The sequence below is a fragment of the Litoreibacter janthinus genome (assembly GCF_900111945.1).
GTDB classification, from domain to species: domain Bacteria; phylum Pseudomonadota; class Alphaproteobacteria; order Rhodobacterales; family Rhodobacteraceae; genus Litoreibacter; species Litoreibacter janthinus.
Map to the genome: position 1 here is coordinate 1,318,226 of NZ_FOYO01000001.1, position 15,230 is coordinate 1,333,455.

The 15,230-nt window shown below is 60.0% G+C and carries 16 protein-coding genes; 8 read left to right on the forward strand and 8 right to left on the reverse strand.

Translation table 11 applies throughout. The features are described 5' to 3' along the window. Positions 1–3: 3 nt before the first annotated feature. Together BM352_RS06575 and BM352_RS06580 are read right to left on the reverse strand one after the other, a co-directional pair. Positions 4–957 (reverse strand): dihydrodipicolinate synthase family protein, encoded by a 954-nt coding sequence (locus BM352_RS06575; protein ID WP_090214061.1) that lies wholly within the window; start codon positions 955–957, stop codon positions 4–6. Beyond that, entirely contained in the window at positions 954–3,074 is a 2,121-nt protein-coding gene (locus BM352_RS06580) for a xanthine dehydrogenase family protein molybdopterin-binding subunit (protein WP_090214063.1), read from the reverse strand. Before BM352_RS06580 ends, BM352_RS06575 begins: the two co-directional genes overlap by 4 nt. Positions 3,075–3,202: 128 nt before the next feature. On the opposite strand from BM352_RS06580, the gene BM352_RS06585 reads away from it, so the two are divergent. Next, complete coding sequence (locus BM352_RS06585) at positions 3,203–3,985, forward strand: aspartate dehydrogenase (RefSeq protein WP_090214066.1); 783 nt, start codon at positions 3,203–3,205, stop codon at positions 3,983–3,985. Here BM352_RS06585 and BM352_RS06590 read toward each other — a convergent pair. From BM352_RS06590 to BM352_RS06600, 3 genes are read right to left on the reverse strand one after another with little or no spacing between them, the layout of a single operon-like run. Then, positions 3,982–5,028 (reverse strand): ABC transporter substrate-binding protein, encoded by a 1,047-nt coding sequence (locus BM352_RS06590; RefSeq protein ID WP_090214068.1) that lies wholly within the window; start codon positions 5,026–5,028, stop codon positions 3,982–3,984. The genes BM352_RS06585 and BM352_RS06590 overlap by 4 nt on opposite strands. Beyond that, positions 4,998–6,371, reverse strand: a complete 1,374-nt coding sequence (locus BM352_RS06595) for a sensor histidine kinase (RefSeq protein ID WP_090214071.1) — start codon at positions 6,369–6,371, stop codon at positions 4,998–5,000. Before BM352_RS06595 ends, BM352_RS06590 begins: the two co-directional genes overlap by 31 nt. After that, entirely contained in the window at positions 6,368–7,033 is a 666-nt protein-coding gene (locus BM352_RS06600) for a response regulator transcription factor (protein ID WP_090219902.1), read from the reverse strand. The genes BM352_RS06595 and BM352_RS06600 overlap by 4 nt, the downstream gene beginning before the upstream one ends. 102 nt (positions 7,034–7,135) lie before the next feature. Here BM352_RS06600 and BM352_RS06605 point away from each other — a divergent pair, with 102 nt between their 5' ends. The 7 genes from BM352_RS06605 (at position 7,136) to BM352_RS06635 (ending at position 13,199) form a co-directional block, all read left to right on the forward strand. Then, positions 7,136–8,104, forward strand: a complete 969-nt coding sequence (locus BM352_RS06605) for a Bug family tripartite tricarboxylate transporter substrate binding protein (RefSeq protein WP_090214073.1) — start codon at positions 7,136–7,138, stop codon at positions 8,102–8,104. Beyond that, positions 8,104–8,592 (forward strand): tripartite tricarboxylate transporter TctB family protein, encoded by a 489-nt coding sequence (locus BM352_RS06610; RefSeq protein WP_090214076.1) that lies wholly within the window; start codon positions 8,104–8,106, stop codon positions 8,590–8,592. Before BM352_RS06605 ends, BM352_RS06610 begins: the two co-directional genes overlap by 1 nt. A gap of 1 nt (position 8,593) precedes the next feature. Further along, entirely contained in the window at positions 8,594–10,099 is a 1,506-nt protein-coding gene (locus BM352_RS06615; RefSeq protein ID WP_090214078.1) for a tripartite tricarboxylate transporter permease, read from the forward strand. After that, positions 10,099–11,448 (forward strand): acyclic terpene utilization AtuA family protein, encoded by a 1,350-nt coding sequence (locus BM352_RS06620; RefSeq protein WP_090214081.1) that lies wholly within the window; start codon positions 10,099–10,101, stop codon positions 11,446–11,448. Before BM352_RS06615 ends, BM352_RS06620 begins: the two co-directional genes overlap by 1 nt. After that, positions 11,445–11,744 (forward strand): DUF4387 family protein, encoded by a 300-nt coding sequence (locus BM352_RS06625; RefSeq protein ID WP_090214084.1) that lies wholly within the window; start codon positions 11,445–11,447, stop codon positions 11,742–11,744. Before BM352_RS06620 ends, BM352_RS06625 begins: the two co-directional genes overlap by 4 nt. 40 nt (positions 11,745–11,784) lie before the next feature. Next, on the forward strand, positions 11,785–12,435 hold the full coding sequence (locus BM352_RS06630; protein WP_090214086.1) for a GntR family transcriptional regulator: 651 nt from the start codon (positions 11,785–11,787) through the stop codon (positions 12,433–12,435). 68 nt (positions 12,436–12,503) lie between these two features. After that, positions 12,504–13,199, forward strand: coding sequence for a hypothetical protein (locus BM352_RS06635; protein WP_090214089.1), 696 nt, complete (start codon positions 12,504–12,506; stop codon positions 13,197–13,199). On the opposite strand, the gene lpdA is transcribed toward BM352_RS06635, so the two are convergent. Genes lpdA through BM352_RS06650 form a run of 3 tightly spaced genes read right to left on the reverse strand, consistent with a single transcriptional unit; the run spans position 13,196 to position 15,227 of the window. After that, on the reverse strand, positions 13,196–14,584 hold the full coding sequence (gene lpdA, locus BM352_RS06640) for a dihydrolipoyl dehydrogenase (RefSeq protein WP_090214092.1): 1,389 nt from the start codon (positions 14,582–14,584) through the stop codon (positions 13,196–13,198). The genes BM352_RS06635 and lpdA overlap by 4 nt on opposite strands. An 11-nt stretch (positions 14,585–14,595) precedes the next feature. Then, complete coding sequence (locus BM352_RS06645; protein ID WP_090214094.1) at positions 14,596–14,988, reverse strand: MAPEG family protein; 393 nt, start codon at positions 14,986–14,988, stop codon at positions 14,596–14,598. Beyond that, the gene (locus BM352_RS06650; protein WP_090214097.1) at positions 14,985–15,227 is read right to left on the reverse strand and encodes a hypothetical protein; all 243 of its coding nucleotides are present in this window, start codon (positions 15,225–15,227) and stop codon (positions 14,985–14,987) included. Before BM352_RS06650 ends, BM352_RS06645 begins: the two co-directional genes overlap by 4 nt. Positions 15,228–15,230 lie beyond the last annotated feature (3 nt).

Here is a 15,230-nt window from a genome sequence, read left to right on the forward strand (position 1 = left end):
ATGTCAGAGTTTCAGCCCGCACGCCTCAAACGCTTCGCGCGTGCGCGCTCTCTCGTCTTCTGTCAATTGCAACATGGGAGAGCGGACCGGCCCCCCCACTTGGCCCAGCAATTCCTGCCAGTATTTGCCATGCGCCTGCGGCTTTCCACCGGGCTTTGTGCGTTTGATCGCGTCGCGCACGGGATCAAGGCTGTCACGCAGCTTTCGCGCCTCGGCGAACTTCCCCTCAAAGGCCAGACGCGTGTATTCGTTCATCCGCTGGTCGGCTTTGGTCTGAAGTTGGTAGGGCGGTGAGGAGCAAAGATACAGCTTCCAGCCCAGTTCCTCGATATTGTCGAGCCATTCGCCCTCGGCAGCTGTCGAGACATGGATTTTGTCGCCGACCATATGGGTCAGCTTCACATACATCTCGCGCGGGACTGAATATTTGATCGCCACGATATTTGGCAGCTCGGCCACCCGTGCGCAAAGCTCAGGGCTCATTAAATAGCCGCTATCGGGGTGGGACCACATGGCGATTCCGATATCCAAGCGCTCGCACAGCTCCTTGTAGTAATTGAACACCGTGTCGTCTTGATCCGTGACGAAATGCAAAATCGGGGCGTGCACAACAACGTAATCCGCGCCGCAGGCCTGCGCATGTTTTGCCAATTCCACCACCGTGTCGAAGTTCTGGTCTGACGCGGACATGATCGTCGCCGCCTTGCCGTCGCATTCCTCTACCGCGATTTCGAAATTGCGTTTGCGTTCGGCCAGCGACATGGAGAAGAATTCTCCCTGCTTGCCCGCAATAAACAGGCCTTGGATGCCCAGATCGTCGATCCAGTGCCGGATGTTCGACCGCAGCCCCGGCTCGTTAAAAGACCCGTCTGTGTTGAAAGGGTTCAACGCCGCAGCCCAGATGCCACGCATGTGCGCGCGGGCGTAATCCTTAGCGTCGAGCTTGCTGTATTTCATCGGGCGGTCTCCTGTTCGGCGGACGTGATAGCCTGCCAGAGTTTAGACGGGGTCAGCGGCATGTCCATGTCTTCAATGCCCAGCGGTGCCAGCGCGTCGAGCACCGCATTCAGTATCGCAGGCGGCGCTCCGATTGTGCCCGCTTCACCGACACCCTTGGCCCCAAGCGCGTTCAAAGGGCTGGGGGTTTGGGCTGTGTGAATGTCCAACGGCGGCAGATCAACGGCGCGTGGCATAGCGTAATCCATGAATGACCCCGTCACCAACTGGCCGTCCTCGTCGTAGATCACCTGTTCCAACAGGGCTTCCCCCAGCCCTTGCGCGAAGCCGCCCCTGATCTGTCCGTGAACCTGCGCGGGGTTGATGATACGGCCCGCATCGTCCACGCAAGTCACGCGATCCAAGGTGATCTCGCCTGTCTCGTGGTCGATCTCCAGCGAGACCATGTAGCACCCGTAGCCCCAAGCCTGCCCGTCGTTCTCGTATTGGCACCGCGCGGTGACCGGCAGATCCGCCCCGGCCTCAATCTGCGCGCGCAGGTCGTTGCAGGCGCGCAGAACGGCGCTGCCACCGATTGGCGTGCTGCGCGAGGCAAGCGCGCCGATCCCTTCGGGGCAATGCGCGGTATCCCCGCACCGCACGGTGACCGCGTCGAAGTCGACCTGCAATGTGTCAGCAGCGATTTGGGCAAACGCAGTTTCGCGCCCGTGGCCTTGGCTGGAGCTGCCGCTTGCGACGATGATCGTCCCGTCGGATTGCCACGACACCTCAGCGCTTTCCCAGCCGTTGCCCGACGGCTCCAGATAAAACGCAATTCCGACCCCCGCGAGCGCACCGCGCTGCCTCCGTTCATCGCGTATGCGCAGCGCTTCGTCATAGCCCGCATGTTGTCTTAGCAAATTGAGGGCGTTGGCGTAGTCGCCCGAGTCCAACACGTTGCCTGTCGCGGTTTTCGATGGAAGGGAGTGCGCGGGTGTCAGGTTGCGTTTGCGTATCTCAAGCGGGTCGATCCCCGACGCTTTCGCGGCTTTGTCTACCAACCGCTCCATCAGGCAATTGGCTTCCGGTCGTCCCGCGCCGCGATAGATGCCTGTGGGGGCAAGATTCTGCGCAGTGGCTTGGGTCTCAACCTCTAGTGAGGGAACCACATACCCGCCCGGCAGGATCCGTGCAGCGTTCCATGCGGTCACCAGCCCGCTATTGGGCAACCAACGCCCGACAGGGGCATCCGTCCGCGCCTCGAGCCCCAAGAACTGCCCGTCTTTGGACAACGCCAGCCGCCCATAACTTGTGACGCCACGGCCTTGGGTGGCAGATAGAAAATCCTCCGACCGGGTGGCGACCCAACGCGTGCTGCGCTTATGCTCCAACGCCGCCCAAACGGTAAAAATCTCTTCGGGGTAGAGCGACGCTTTCATCCCGAACGCCCCGCCCACGCAATCCGCGATCACGGTGATGCGCTCTGGCGCGATTTCAAGGATCGCGGCAAGTTCCTTGCGTGTCCGATGAGGGGTCTGGGTCGAGTGCCAGATGGTAACACCGTCGGTTGCGGGCTCATAGCGCACGGCAATCCCGCGCGGCTCCATCGGGGAAGGCGCGAGGCGCGGGTGTTGCAACTGGCACTCCACCACAATGTCAGCATTGGCGAAGGCATCCTTGGTGTCACCATTGCTCCAAGCCTGCCGGGCCACTGCATCGGGCGCAGGGGGCGGGCCGCTTTCATCCACAGCGAGACGGATCGCTTCACACCCGTCCAAGGCGCTGTCCGCACTGGTACCCAAGACTGCCGCGACGGGCTGACCGACCGCTTGCACCACCTGTTGCGCAAGGATCGGGTAGGAGGGCGAGGTCAACATCTCGATGACTGGATTGACCGACAACTTGCCCAGCCCGCTGACATCCTTGCCGCCATGCGCGGCCAAAACGCACGCCACGTCTAATGCGGAAGATAGGTCCAAATCGACGATGGTCCCAAAGGCCACAGGGCTGCGCAAGAAGGCCACATGCAGCGCATCCGGCAACTCGATATCCGCGACATAGGCCCCTTGTCCACGCAACGACCTTTCGGAGCGCAGGTCTGGTAAAGGGCGTCCGATATAGGGTGGGCGTGGGGGCATTCACGGAGCCTGTTCAGGGTCTGGAGTCCCTACATTTCAACATGTCTGCCCGACGCTGCCAAACAGAAACTGGCGGCGCGACACCTCGCCGGTTATCGTGGGTGAAACATGAGTGGCAAGGGGCTGGCATGAGCATAGCAATTTTGGGGGACGGAGCAATTGCCAGCTATGTGCGAGCGCATCTTGGCGGCGAGATCTCCGCAATCCTCACGCGACCTGCGCGACAGGCGGGCCTGCAAGCCCAGACCGGCCTGACATGCGTCAGCGCGGTGTCGGATTTGCCAAAGCGGACGACGCTCCTGATCGACTGCGCCGGTCACGCGGGGCTGGCGGAGCACGGTCCCTCCACCCTGTCGCGCGGGATCGACGTGCTGACCGTTTCCATCGGAGCGTTGGCGGATAAAAGTCTTGCCGAGGCCTTAACGCAAGCCGCAGCACAGGGCGGTGCCACGGTGCATCTGGCGACAGGTGCGATCGGTGCGCTGGACACCCTGCGCGCGGCAAAGGTCGGGGCATTGCGCAACGTGACCTACACCGGACGAAAACCGCCCGCAGGGTGGCAAGGCTCCCCGGCGGAGGAGGTTGTGGATCTAGCCAATCCAGGTGCCGAGGCCGTCACACATTTCAAGGGCACCGCCCGCGAAGCCGCGCTGCGTTATCCCAAGAATGCCAATGTGGCCGCTGCGGTGGCGCTGGCAGGGTTGGGGTTCGATGCGACGCAAGTGGAACTGATCGCCGACCCCAATGTCACAGGAAACACGCACGAGATCACAGCGCTTGGTGAATTCGGACAGATGCACTTCACTGTCACCGGTAACAGTCTTCCAGACAACCCGCGCAGTTCTTCCCTTGCCGCTATGAGCGTTGTTGCGGCGCTGCGAAACCGAAAGGCCGCGATCCGCTTCGCCTAAGGTGTTTGCTGCACGATAGAGTTCTCCCAACTGCGCAGGAATTTTTCCTCCTTCAGCTGGTCAAGGAACACTAGCAATCCTGGCCCGAAGCGGATTGGCCGCAACGCAGGGTTATTCTGCAAGGCGTTCATGTCGACAGGGGGCAGGCCGGACGCCTCGACCAGATCAGGGCGCGTGCGCAGGGCCGTTAGAAAATCCACCATCGTACGGGCATCGCCGATGTTTTCTGCGTTCGCAGGGATCAGAACAGTGCGCAGCATCACGTTGACGAAATCGGTCAGCTCCACAATGTGGAAACCCTCGGTCGTGGCCAGTTCCGACGCAGCATAGCTGCCCAGTACGTTGTAGGCCAAGGCCAACTTGCCCGCCGCCACGTCCGCGATCATCTCGCCCGAACAGCAGTAAAGCTGCGCTTCAAGGCGGCCCATGACTTCCGTCAGCCGCCAAAACGTCTCGGAGGTACGGCTGTCTTGCGTCGCCATCAGATAGCCGAACCCAGACCGCCGCACATCATAGGTGCCGATTTTGCCGCGGAACGTCTCGGGGTTCTCGCGCAGCAAGGCGATCAGCGCGTCGCGTGTTTGAGGTGCCTCGCCGTCTTTGAAGAAGTTGTCCGATACCACCATCACCGCTGGTTCTTGTGTGAAGGCAAACAGCTGGTCGCGCCAGATTGCCCAGTCCGGCAGACTAGCGGCGTTCGCGGGGGAGTAGCTTTGCGCGAAACCGTCATTGGCCAGCTTGGTCTGCAAATCCATTGCTGACGATATGGCAAGATCAAACACTGCACCCTCGTCATAAAGAGCGGTCATCAGGTCCGTGGTCCCAGTGATCGTATAGTCGACAGAGATGCCGGGATTGGATTTCTGGAAGGCCATGATGATCGGTTCGAACACCGCACGGTCGGCGGTCGAAATAATGCGCAACACGGATGTCTCCGGTGTGGCTGAATATATCTGGCGATCTTCGACCTCGAAGGCCGTCGCGCAGGAAGTCCACAGCGCCAAAGCAACGATCAGGTGTAGGGCAAAATCAACGACACGCATGCGCCTTGTCCTTCCGTATTATGGCTAAGTTCCAGCCGCCCGCCATGGGCGCGCGCCACTTCATCCGCGATGGTCAACCCAAGGCCGGAGCCGACAATGTCCCCTACATTGGTTCCGCGAGAGTAGCGCGCGGTGAGGCTTTCAAATCCGGAATCCCCGAAGCCCCTCCCTTGGTCGGTAATTGACAGATGCAATGCCGCATTGGCCTCAATGCGAACGGTGATGTCGCTATCTTCGGGGGAGTATTTGATCGCATTGTCCAGAATGTTATGCAGCGCGGCTTGCAACATGATGCCATCGCCTTTGAAAGGGACAGGGTCGTCGGGAAGGTCGCGCAGCAAGGCGATATCCTTCAGGTCGGCAGTGGGGGCAAGGCGGTCGCAGGTCTCGCTGATTAGTGCTGCCAAGTCCAGTGGATCACGGGCCAGACTGTCGGCGCGAAAGGTGACCATGGCGTGATCCAGAATTTGCCCCGCTGACCGCGAGCTTTCGTCAATCGCACGGATCATGTCGCGGATTGCTTGCCGGTGTTCGGGCTTGTTGAGCTTGCGGTGGGTGACTTCGGCCTGCGCACGCACGGTGGCCAGCGGCGTGCGAACACGGTGAGCGGCTTCGGTGATCAGATCTTCGGTGCGCGACAAAGAGGTGCGCAACCGCTCCATGAAAGAGTTTAGCGCCCTGACAAGCGGCGCGAGCTCGGCGGGGGTGTCGCCCGTCACCGGGCGCAGATCAGACGGTCCGCGCCGCGCAACCGCGCCAGTCATCCGCCGCAATGGGCGCAGTGCAGAGTTCGCGGCCAGCAGCGATAGGGTCGTCGCGAGCAAGAAGAACAGCAGACCGACGCCCGTGGCTGTCACGGTGATCCGGCGCGATATGGCTTCAAGCCCTGACCGTGTTTGCGCCACGGTAACCACGACACTGGAACCTGTGGCAGTGTTGCTGACGCGGCGCAGGATGGAGGCCAAACGCACCTCGTCGCTGCGGTAGATCTCGGTCGAGAAGGCCGGCGCGTCTAGGCGCGTGGGCACGTTGGTGACGGGCAGGTCAGCATAGCCGGTCAGGGTCTCGCCTTCGACGGTGACGCGGTAAAACACACGATCCTCGTTGATCGTGCCCAACATCGACAGAGCGGAGTAGGGCAACTCCAGCGTAACTTCCCCCTGTTCGGAGCTCAGGCTGTCCGCAATCGCGGTGGCGGATGCCGCGAGGATGTCGTCTTGCGTGCCCTCCGCCGCACGGGACGCGACACCGCGCACCACCAGCACAAAGGCCAGTGACAGCACCGCAGCCACAGCGGCAAGCTGGTAGAACAGGCGCCTGCGAATGGAGGTCGGCTGTCTCATGCAGGGATCATACGGTAGCCAAGGCCGCGCACGGTCTCGATCCGCGCGCCAGACCCTTCAAGCCGTTTGCGCAGGCGGGCCACATAGACCTCGATGGCATTCTCCGACGCCTCGTCGGAGAATGAAAACATCCGGTCAATGAGGTGCGACTTGGAGAATACCTGTCCGGGTGCGGCGAAGAAAACCTCCAGCAAGCGCAACTCTCGGTTGCGCAGGGTGGTCGTGCTTTCTCCGAACTGCAACTCACCCGTTGTCAGGTTTAGCACCGTCCCTTCGAACGTCTTTTGATTGTCCGCAGCCCCGCCTTGGCGGCGCAAAACAGCGCGGCAACGGGCCTCCAGCTCGGCAAAATCGAAAGGTTTGGTAATGTAATCGTCCGCCCCGAGGTCCAACAATGAGATGCGGTCCGACACTGCGGACCGCGCGGTGATGACAATCACCGGCGTGCGCTTTGCGGCGCGGCGCTGGTTTTGCAAAAAATCGCGCCCGTCGCCGTCCGGCAGCATAATGTCCAGCAATATCAAGTCGTAATCCGCGACGTCCATACATGCGCTTGCGGCATCGAGGCGATCGGCATGATCCACCGCGTGGCCATCTAGCTGAAGACGTTCCACGATAGCGCCTGCCAGCTTTTGATTGTCTTCGATCAGCAGGTAGCGCATGGGGTTGAAGCCTTTTGGGCGGCGTGACAGGTTCGTGTCAGGTTTCAGCGTTTGTCTGGGACCATGTGCGGGGAATCCCGCCATGTCAAATGGGAGGAATCTATGACGAACCGTCTTTTTAAGGCGCTCATGACGAGTGCCGTTTTGGGCCTGTCGGCCACCACCGCAATTTCCGCTGCTGAATGTATCGCGCCTGCCAACCCTGGCGGCGGCTGGGATTTCACTTGCCGCCAAATCGGCAAGATCATGTATGACATCAAAGCCGTTGATACACCTGTTCAGGTGACCAACATGCCGGGTGCCGGTGGCGGTCTTGCTTACAACCACGTTGTTTCCGAGCGTTCCGATGATGGCGACCTGATTGTCGCCGCATCTTCCGCCACCACCACGCGACTGGCACAAAATGCTTACGCTGGCATGACGGCTGACCAAGTGCGCTTTGTTGGCGCAATCGGTGCCGATCCGGGTGTTATCGTTGTGGCCGCTGACAGCCCGTTCAAATCATTGGGCGATCTGGTTGATGCCATCAAGGCCGAGCCAGGTTCTGTTGCATTTGCTGGCGGCTCTGCCGTGGGTGGGTTTGACCACATGAAGCCGCTGATGATTTTGCAGAAGGCAGGCTTCACCGACATCACCAAAGTTAAATACATCGGTGTTGACGGTGGCGCGGATGCGATCACGCAAACCGTGGGTGGCTTCACCCAAGCCATGACTGGCGACATGTCCGAAGTTGTGTCGTTCTTGTCCAACGGTGACATCCGCGTCATCGCGGTGCTCACTGACGAGCGCGTGCCGGGCTTTGACGATATCCCGACTGCAAAAGAGCAGGGCTATGATGTGGTTGCGGTGAACTGGCGTGGTCTCTACGTGCCTAAGGGCATCTCTGACGAGAAGTTCGACGAATGGGCCGGTAAGCTGCAGCAAGTTGCTGACAGCGATGAGTGGGCGCAGGCGATGAAAGACAACGGCTTGGCCCCGTTCACCAAAGTCGGTGGCGATTTCCAATCCTACGTCGATGGTCTTGTTGCAGACATCGCCGCAATGTCCAAAGAACTGGGAGTTACCCAGTAATGGCCTCTGACCGGATATTTGGTCTGGTCACTCTGATCACGGCGGTCGCGTATCTCGCGGCCGCCACTCAGATTCAGACAAACCTGTTCTCTGGTGAATTTTTGCCGAAGTTGTTTCCGATGCTGATCGGAGGCGTGGCGGCGCTTTCTTCGTTGTACATGGTTTTCAAGCCGGACGCGGAGCCTGACTGGCCTCCAGCAGGATCGTGGATATCTATGGGTGTCGCTGTGGCCGTGCTGTCGATCTATGCCGTGCTGTTGAAGCCGCTCGGCTTCATCCTACCGACAATCTTTGCCGCGGGCATCCTGAGCTATCAGATTTCGCCGCGCGCCAAGCCCGCAATGCTTGCAGGTATTGGCCTGTCTCTGGGACTTTTTGTGCTGTTCAAGTTCGCGCTTGGCCTTGGCAACATCGTTGCCTACCGCATTCCGACACCCGCGAAGCTGTGGGACGCGATCTCAATTCTTATTCCGTTCGTGGGGCACTGAGATGGACATTCTATCAAACCTTGCGCTGGGCTTCGGTGTGGCGTTGTCACCCTACACCCTGTTTCTCGCGGTCTGTGGCTGCTTTCTTGGAACAATCATCGGCGCGCTGCCGGGCCTCGGGCCGTCGAACGGCGTGGCGATCCTGATTCCGATTACCTTCACCCTTGGCCTTGATGCCACCAGCGCGTTGGTGCTGATGACGTCGGTGTATTACGGGGCGATGTATGGTGGGCGGATATCCTCAATTCTACTGAACATCCCAGGCGATGAGCCCGCGTTGATGACGACCCTCGATGGCTACCCGATGGCCAAGCAAGGCCGGGCGGGCGACGCGCTGGTTTTGTCCGGGGTGGCCTCTTTTGTAGGCGCGTTTCTGGCCACCATCGGCCTGATGCTTCTGGCACCTTCGCTAGCGCGAGTGGCTTTCTTGTTTGGTCCCGCCGAATACTTCGCGCTCTATCTTCTGGCATTCTGTACCCTTGGTGGAATGGCGTCTAACAACCAGGCGAAGTCGGCACTGGCGGCTTGTATCGGCCTTGGTATCGCGACGATTGGCGTGGATTCCTCTTCCGGATTGCCACGTCTAACGGGCGGCAATCTGCACCTATATGACGGGGTCGATTTCCTTGTGGCCATTGTCGGCCTGTTCGCTATCGCCGAGGTGTTCTTCTTCATCGAAAGCCATGGCAAAGGCTCCGCCATCGGGGTGAAGCTTGACAAGGTCACAGTGCCTTGGAAGGACATCTGGGACACCAAATGGACTATGCTGCGATCCTCTGGTGTGGGCTTCATCGCGGGCATCTTGCCCGGTGCAGGCGCGTCCTTGGGGTCTTTCATGGCCTACATGACCGAGAAGTCCATCGCCGGCGAAAAAGGCGGTTTCGGCACGGGCGTTCCCAAAGGTGTCGCTGCCCCCGAGGCAGGCAATAACGCTGCCGCCGGTGGCGCGCTGGTGCCGATGCTGACGCTGGGTGTGCCCGGCTCTGGTACGACTGCAGTGCTGCTGGCGCTGCTGATGACGCTGAACATTACACCGGGGCCGACCCTTTTCACCGACCGTCCAGAGGTCGTTTGGGGCCTGATTGCCTCGCTGTTGATTGCGAACGTCGTGCTACTGCTGATGAATGTGCCAATGGTGAAAATCTTCGTCAAAATCCTGATGGTTCCGGCGTGGATTCTGCTTCCGGGTGTGACGATGGTCTCTTTCGTCGGCATCTATTCGCTGTCGGGCAGCTACTTCGATCTGCTGATGATGGTAGGCTTCGGGGCATTGGGGTATATCTTGCGCAAGCTCGACATCCCGACGGTACCAGTGATCCTTGGCATCCTTCTTGGCGGCAACATGGAAGACGCACTGCGCCGTGCCATGACGCTGTCGGATGGCGACGCGACATATCTGTTCTCCAGCCCGATCGCGATCGGGTTGTGGGTAGCAGCGATTGCAGGCTTCGTGGCTCCCATGTTCCTGCGTAACATTCTGAAGAAACCACAGGCGATCACAGACTAATGGTCAAAGTTCTTATTCCATCGGGGGCATTGGGGCTCGGCTATGATCGTGCGGCTTTGGCGCGAGGAATAAGCGAGAAACCTGACATCATTGCTATCGACGGGGGCTCCACTGACAGTGGGCCCCATTACCTTGGGACGGGCACTTCCAAATACGCGCGCGGCTCCACCAAGGCGGAATGGCGCGAGTTAATGGAAGCCCGGGCCGAAGCGGGCGTGCCGCTGATTATCGGCACGGCTGGCACCTGCGGCGCGGACAGCGCGGTTGACTGGCTGGTGGACATCACCCGCGAGATTGCCTCCGATCTGGACATGAAAGTGAAGCTGGCCGTGCTCAAAAGCGGGCAGCGGCCGGACGGATTGATCGACGCGTTGGGGCAGGGGAAGATCACCCCGCTTAACCCCGCGCCCGAGATTTCCGAGGACGTGCTCGCGTCCTGTTCCAACATCGTGGCCTTGGCGGGGGCGGAACAGATACAAGCGGCCATCGACACCGGCGCGGATATCGTGATCGCGGGCCGGACGACGGATACAGCCATCATATCAGCGCTGCCACTTGCGCGGGGATGCCATGCGGGCGGTGTCTGGCACGGCGCCAAAATCGGGGAGTGCGGGGCGCTGGCGACCACGGCACCCAACTCCGGCACGATCCTGATCGAGTTTGACGCCGAAGGCTTTACCATCACCCCGATGGGTGCAGAGGCCCGTGCGACCCCGCACACGGTTTCGGCGCATATGCTTTACGAGAACTCCAACCCGGACATTCTATATGAGCCCGGCGGGCATCTGGATGTGACCGGCGCGAAATACGAAGCACTGGACGACAAGCGCGTGCGGGTCACTGGCAGCGAATGGGTGGTTTCTGACCGCTATACCGTGAAGCTGGAGGGCGCGCGGCTGGCTGGGTTCCAGACGGTGTCTTTGGTGACAGTGCGCGATCCGCGTTATGTCGCGAATATCCGCGCTTGGTGTGATGATATCGTGACCAAAGCTACCGCCAAAGCCAGCGCGCGTGTCGGCGAGGGCTTCGAGATTGAATTACGCCTGATCGGGCTGGACGCTACATTGGGCGATTTGGACAGCGCAGCAAAAGCGGGCACGGAAGTGGGTGTTTTGGGAATGGTCACCGCGCCGACCGAAGCGTTGTCGCGCGAAGTTGCTAAGGTTCTGAACCCCTACCTGCTGCACCATCCTCTGACCGAGGACGAGGAAATGCCAACCTTCGCCTTCCCGTTCTCGCCGCCGGAGGTGAACCGTGGCGCGGTCTATGAGTTCTGCCTGAACCACGTGCTTGAGCTGGAGAACCCGATGGACGCTTTTGCCCTGACGGTCGAGGAGTTGGGTGCATGAGCAAGCTTGGGGATATCGCCGTCAAAGTGCGGTCCAAAAATGCAGGTCCATTCTGGCTGACCGTCGACATTTTCTGCGGCACACCTGCGGTCTTTTCTCAAGTCTGCGGCTCGATCACCTCTGATCGTGTCGCGGTGCTATTTAAGGCCGACCCGGCCGTTGTGGACCGTTACGAGATGCCGTCGCTGAATGTGCTTAAGCTCAGTCTGCCGCGCCCCGCAATTCAAGGCACGCGCGAGGATCGCGACATGCATGGGGCCTCATTTGCAGCGCTGGTCGCCGAGTTGGACGTCTGACTGCTTGACCCGACGGAGCGATGTGATCACAGTCGCGCCCATGTTGCTGAATTCATCAAAGCCAGAGCCGACCGGCGCCGCCAATGACGTGGTGTATCGCCGCCTGCGCGCGCAGGTCATGCACGGGGAGATCCTTCCCGGCTCGGCAAGGACCTTGCGCGGGATCGGTAAAGAGTTCGGCGTGTCCATGACACCCGCCCGCGAAGCCATGCGCCGATTGGTGGCGGAAGGCGCGTTTACCCTGTCATCCTCAGGGCGAATTTCAACACCAGAGCTCTCCAATGACCGGATCGAAGAACTGGCGGCCCTAAGGGCGTTGTTGGAGCCGGAACTGGCTGCGCGGGCTTTGCCAAGAGCCCACTTCGCGCTGATCGACCGTTTGCAATCCATTAACGGGGTGATCGGTCAGGCGATCGCGCGGCAGGATGCGGTTGGCTATATCCGCACAAACCTCGAATTCCACCGCACGCTATATCTGCGCGCCCAAGCCCCTGCGATGCTGGCTATGGCAGAAACTGTCTGGCTTCAAATGGGGCCGACTATGCGGAGCCTTTACGAGAAACTGCGCCGCTCTGAGTTGCCTCGGCATCATCGCCTGATTGTTGCTGCGCTGAAGGCGGGGGACGAGCCGGGCTTGCGGCTGGCCGTGCGAGCAGATGTGACCCAAGGCCTGCGGATGTTGGCGCAATAGCATCGCAGTGCTTGGTGAACTGGCACGCCATGCGGTAGGCTTGCCCCGCAAGTGCACGGATTAACAAAATGGATTTTGAAGCCGAAACCCAGAAGATTGAGCTGGAGCGCCGCAGGCTCGAGGTGGAAAAAATGCGTGTCGAGATCGCCGATGCGTCTCGGCCGCTATGGTTGCGGCCCGGCTCATTGGCCAGCCTCTCACCCCTTCTGATTGCGTTGGCAGGGGTCTTCGCAGCTTGGGTCACGGGCTATTTCGACACCCAACGGACCCAACTTGCGAACGACATTGCCGCACTGGAAACTGAGAAGGCTGACCTTTCCAAAGACGTTCAGGCAGCGCAAAACATCATTGATAATGGATACTTGCGCATCCGCATGGCTGCGGGTGAAGCGCTTTATGCCTTGGGCCACTTCGGCGGTTTCTCCGAGGAGTACGAAGCCGCCTTGCAAAACCTCTTTAAGTTTCAGGAGCGTTTGTCGGATGACGGGATCGCGGCTGTAAACACCGTCGCGCAGATTTCTGCGGATCGGTTCAACGTGGTCGAGATCAGCCGACAGTCCTTGTCCGATTTGAACACAACACTGGCGAACATCGAAGCGTCCGACTGGGCTAAAGAGTTGACGACAGATCCAATTCTAAGGTCGGTAGGGCTGTTTCTTGCGCCGGATGGATCTTACTACGACGTTGAAAAGGAAAGGTTCCTGACCGAGACGGAAGCGCAAAACGCGCTTCCGAACGTATTTACTGCTCCGTCCAGCGACTAACTGTGGATCGCGCCGTCGCCGCAGGCCAAGGCCGCTTCGCGGACGGCCTCCGAGTAGGTCGGGTGCGCGTGGCAGGTGCGGGCCAGATCTTCGGCGGCAGCGCCAAATTCCATGGCGACGCAAATCTCGTGGATCAGATCGCCAGCCATTGGCCCGATGATATGTGCGCCCAAGATACGGTCGGTGTCTTTGTCTGCGAGAATTTTTACGAACCCGTCGCCCGCAAAGTTGGCCTTCGCACGCCCGTTGCCCATGAAGGAGAACTTGCCAACCTTGTAGTTGCGACCAGCCTCTTTCAGTTGCTCTTCGGTCGCGCCAACATTGGCAACCTCTGGGTGGGTGTAGATCACGCCGGGGATCACGTCGTAGTTCACGTGGCCCTTCTGGCCCGCCAGAACTTCTGCCACGCCCATGCCTTCGTCCTCGGCCTTGTGGGCCAGCATCGGGCCAACGATGGCGTCGCCAATGGCGTAGATGCCTTTGACAGAGGTCGCCCAATGCGCGTCGGTCTTGATTTGGCCACGCTGTTCCATTTCGATTCCAAGCTCGCTTAGACCGAGACCGTCAGTATAGGGTTTGCGGCCTGTCGCCACCAACACGCAATCGGCGTCTTCGACATGCTCACTGTCATCTTTGCGCAGTTTGTAGGTGACCTTGGCCTTGTTGTTCTTGACCTCGACCCCTTGCACGGCGGCACCCAGCTGGAACTCCAGCCCTTGCTTGCTGAGCAGGCGCTGGAAGGTTTTCGATACCTCAGCATCCATGCCGGGCGTGATCGCGTCGAGGAACTCGATCACCTTCACATCTGCGCCCAGGCGCTTGTAGACAGAGCCAAGTTCCAGCCCGATCACACCTGCGCCAATGACAACCAGTTTCTTCGGGATCTTGCCAAGTTCCAGCGCGCCGGTGGAGGATACAACGACCTTCTCGTCGATCTCGACACCCGGCAAAGTGGAGACTTCGGAGCCGGACGCGATCACGATATTCTTGGCCTCGTGGACGTCGTCACCCACCTTTACCTTGCCCACCGCAGGGATGGAGGCCCAGCCCTTGATCCAGTCCACCTTGTTCTTTTTCATCAAGAACTCAACGCCCTTGGTGTTCGTCGAAATAACGTCGTCCTTATAGGCCAGCATCTGTTTCCAATCGACCGACGGTGCTTTGCCCTTCAGGCCCATCTTGGCGAAGTTATGCTCGGCCTCATGCAACTGGTGCGATGCGTGCAACAGCGCCTTGGACGGGATGCAGCCCACGTTCAGACAGGTGCCCCCAAGGGTGTCGCGCCCTTCGACGATCGCGGTTTTCAGGCCAAGCTGTGCGCAGCGGATGGCGCAAACATAGCCGCCGGGGCCGGAGCCGATGATGATGACGTCATATGCGGACATGGGGGGTCTCCTTAGGGGATCAGGGCTGAGAGTAGCATGGTCACGGTGGCGAGGAAGCCCACCGCCCAGACAACGCTACGCCATGGTGTCAGGCCGAAGGCGTAGCAGGGAATGTAGAGAACGCGCGCGATCAGGTAGATCACGGCGCAGGTTTGGGTCGTGGTACTGGACTGGTTGCCCAAAGTGACGACCACAACGGCAAGGGTGAACAGGATCAGCCCCTCGAAATGGTTGTTCAAGGCGCGCTGCAGCCGGCCGGCGGTGCCGGTCAACTCGATCTTGCGGTCGCGCGGGGACATGGCGGCTTTGCTGCCAACCTGCATCTGCGCCGTGACCGAGTAGAGGCTGAACTGGACGGCTTGCAGCAGGCCCGCCAGCGCTAGAATGGTGAGTTCAGTTGTCATGGATTGGCCTTTTTCCCAGCTTTGTTGGTCCAGACGATAGTGCCGTCATTGGGGCAGAGCAGTGTACCGTCACGGGTGCCGTCCTCTTTGGTGCCTTTGATAAATCCGCCTGAGTTCTGGAAGCGGCGGTAGGGCGTATCCCCCGGCTCGGAGCTCGGACCGACACCGACCACGATGCGGATTTCATCGCTGAAATCGCATTTCGGGCAGGTGAGGGTTTTGGGGTCTAGATAGGCCATTTA

Bases quoted from the DNA above. Each gene is read 5' to 3' on its own strand.
- BM352_RS06620 (WP_090214081.1), top strand. From the start codon at position 10,099: ATGGTCAAAGTTCTTATTCCATCGGGGGCATTGGGGCTCGGCTATGAT.
- BM352_RS06615 (WP_090214078.1), top strand. From the start codon at position 8,594: ATGGACATTCTATCAAACCTTGCGCTGGGCTTCGGTGTGGCGTTGTCA.
- BM352_RS06635 (WP_090214089.1), top strand. From the start codon at position 12,504: ATGGATTTTGAAGCCGAAACCCAGAAGATTGAGCTGGAGCGCCGCAGG.
- BM352_RS06575 (WP_090214061.1), bottom strand. From the start codon at position 957: ATGAAATACAGCAAGCTCGACGCTAAGGATTACGCCCGCGCGCACATG.
- BM352_RS06650 (WP_090214097.1), bottom strand. From the start codon at position 15,227: ATGGCCTATCTAGACCCCAAAACCCTCACCTGCCCGAAATGCGATTTC.
- BM352_RS06580 (WP_090214063.1), bottom strand. From the start codon at position 3,074: ATGCCCCCACGCCCACCCTATATCGGACGCCCTTTACCAGACCTGCGC.
- BM352_RS06600 (WP_090219902.1), bottom strand. From the start codon at position 7,033: ATGCGCTACCTGCTGATCGAAGACAATCAAAAGCTGGCAGGCGCTATC.
- BM352_RS06605 (WP_090214073.1), top strand. From the start codon at position 7,136: ATGACGAACCGTCTTTTTAAGGCGCTCATGACGAGTGCCGTTTTGGGC.
- BM352_RS06625 (WP_090214084.1), top strand. From the start codon at position 11,445: ATGAGCAAGCTTGGGGATATCGCCGTCAAAGTGCGGTCCAAAAATGCA.
- BM352_RS06585 (WP_090214066.1), top strand. From the start codon at position 3,203: ATGAGCATAGCAATTTTGGGGGACGGAGCAATTGCCAGCTATGTGCGA.
- BM352_RS06610 (WP_090214076.1), top strand. From the start codon at position 8,104: ATGGCCTCTGACCGGATATTTGGTCTGGTCACTCTGATCACGGCGGTC.
- BM352_RS06630 (WP_090214086.1), top strand. From the start codon at position 11,785: ATGTTGCTGAATTCATCAAAGCCAGAGCCGACCGGCGCCGCCAATGAC.
- BM352_RS06590 (WP_090214068.1), bottom strand. From the start codon at position 5,028: ATGCGTGTCGTTGATTTTGCCCTACACCTGATCGTTGCTTTGGCGCTG.
- lpdA (WP_090214092.1), bottom strand. From the start codon at position 14,584: ATGTCCGCATATGACGTCATCATCATCGGCTCCGGCCCCGGCGGCTAT.
- BM352_RS06645 (WP_090214094.1), bottom strand. From the start codon at position 14,988: ATGACAACTGAACTCACCATTCTAGCGCTGGCGGGCCTGCTGCAAGCC.
- BM352_RS06595 (WP_090214071.1), bottom strand. From the start codon at position 6,371: ATGAGACAGCCGACCTCCATTCGCAGGCGCCTGTTCTACCAGCTTGCC.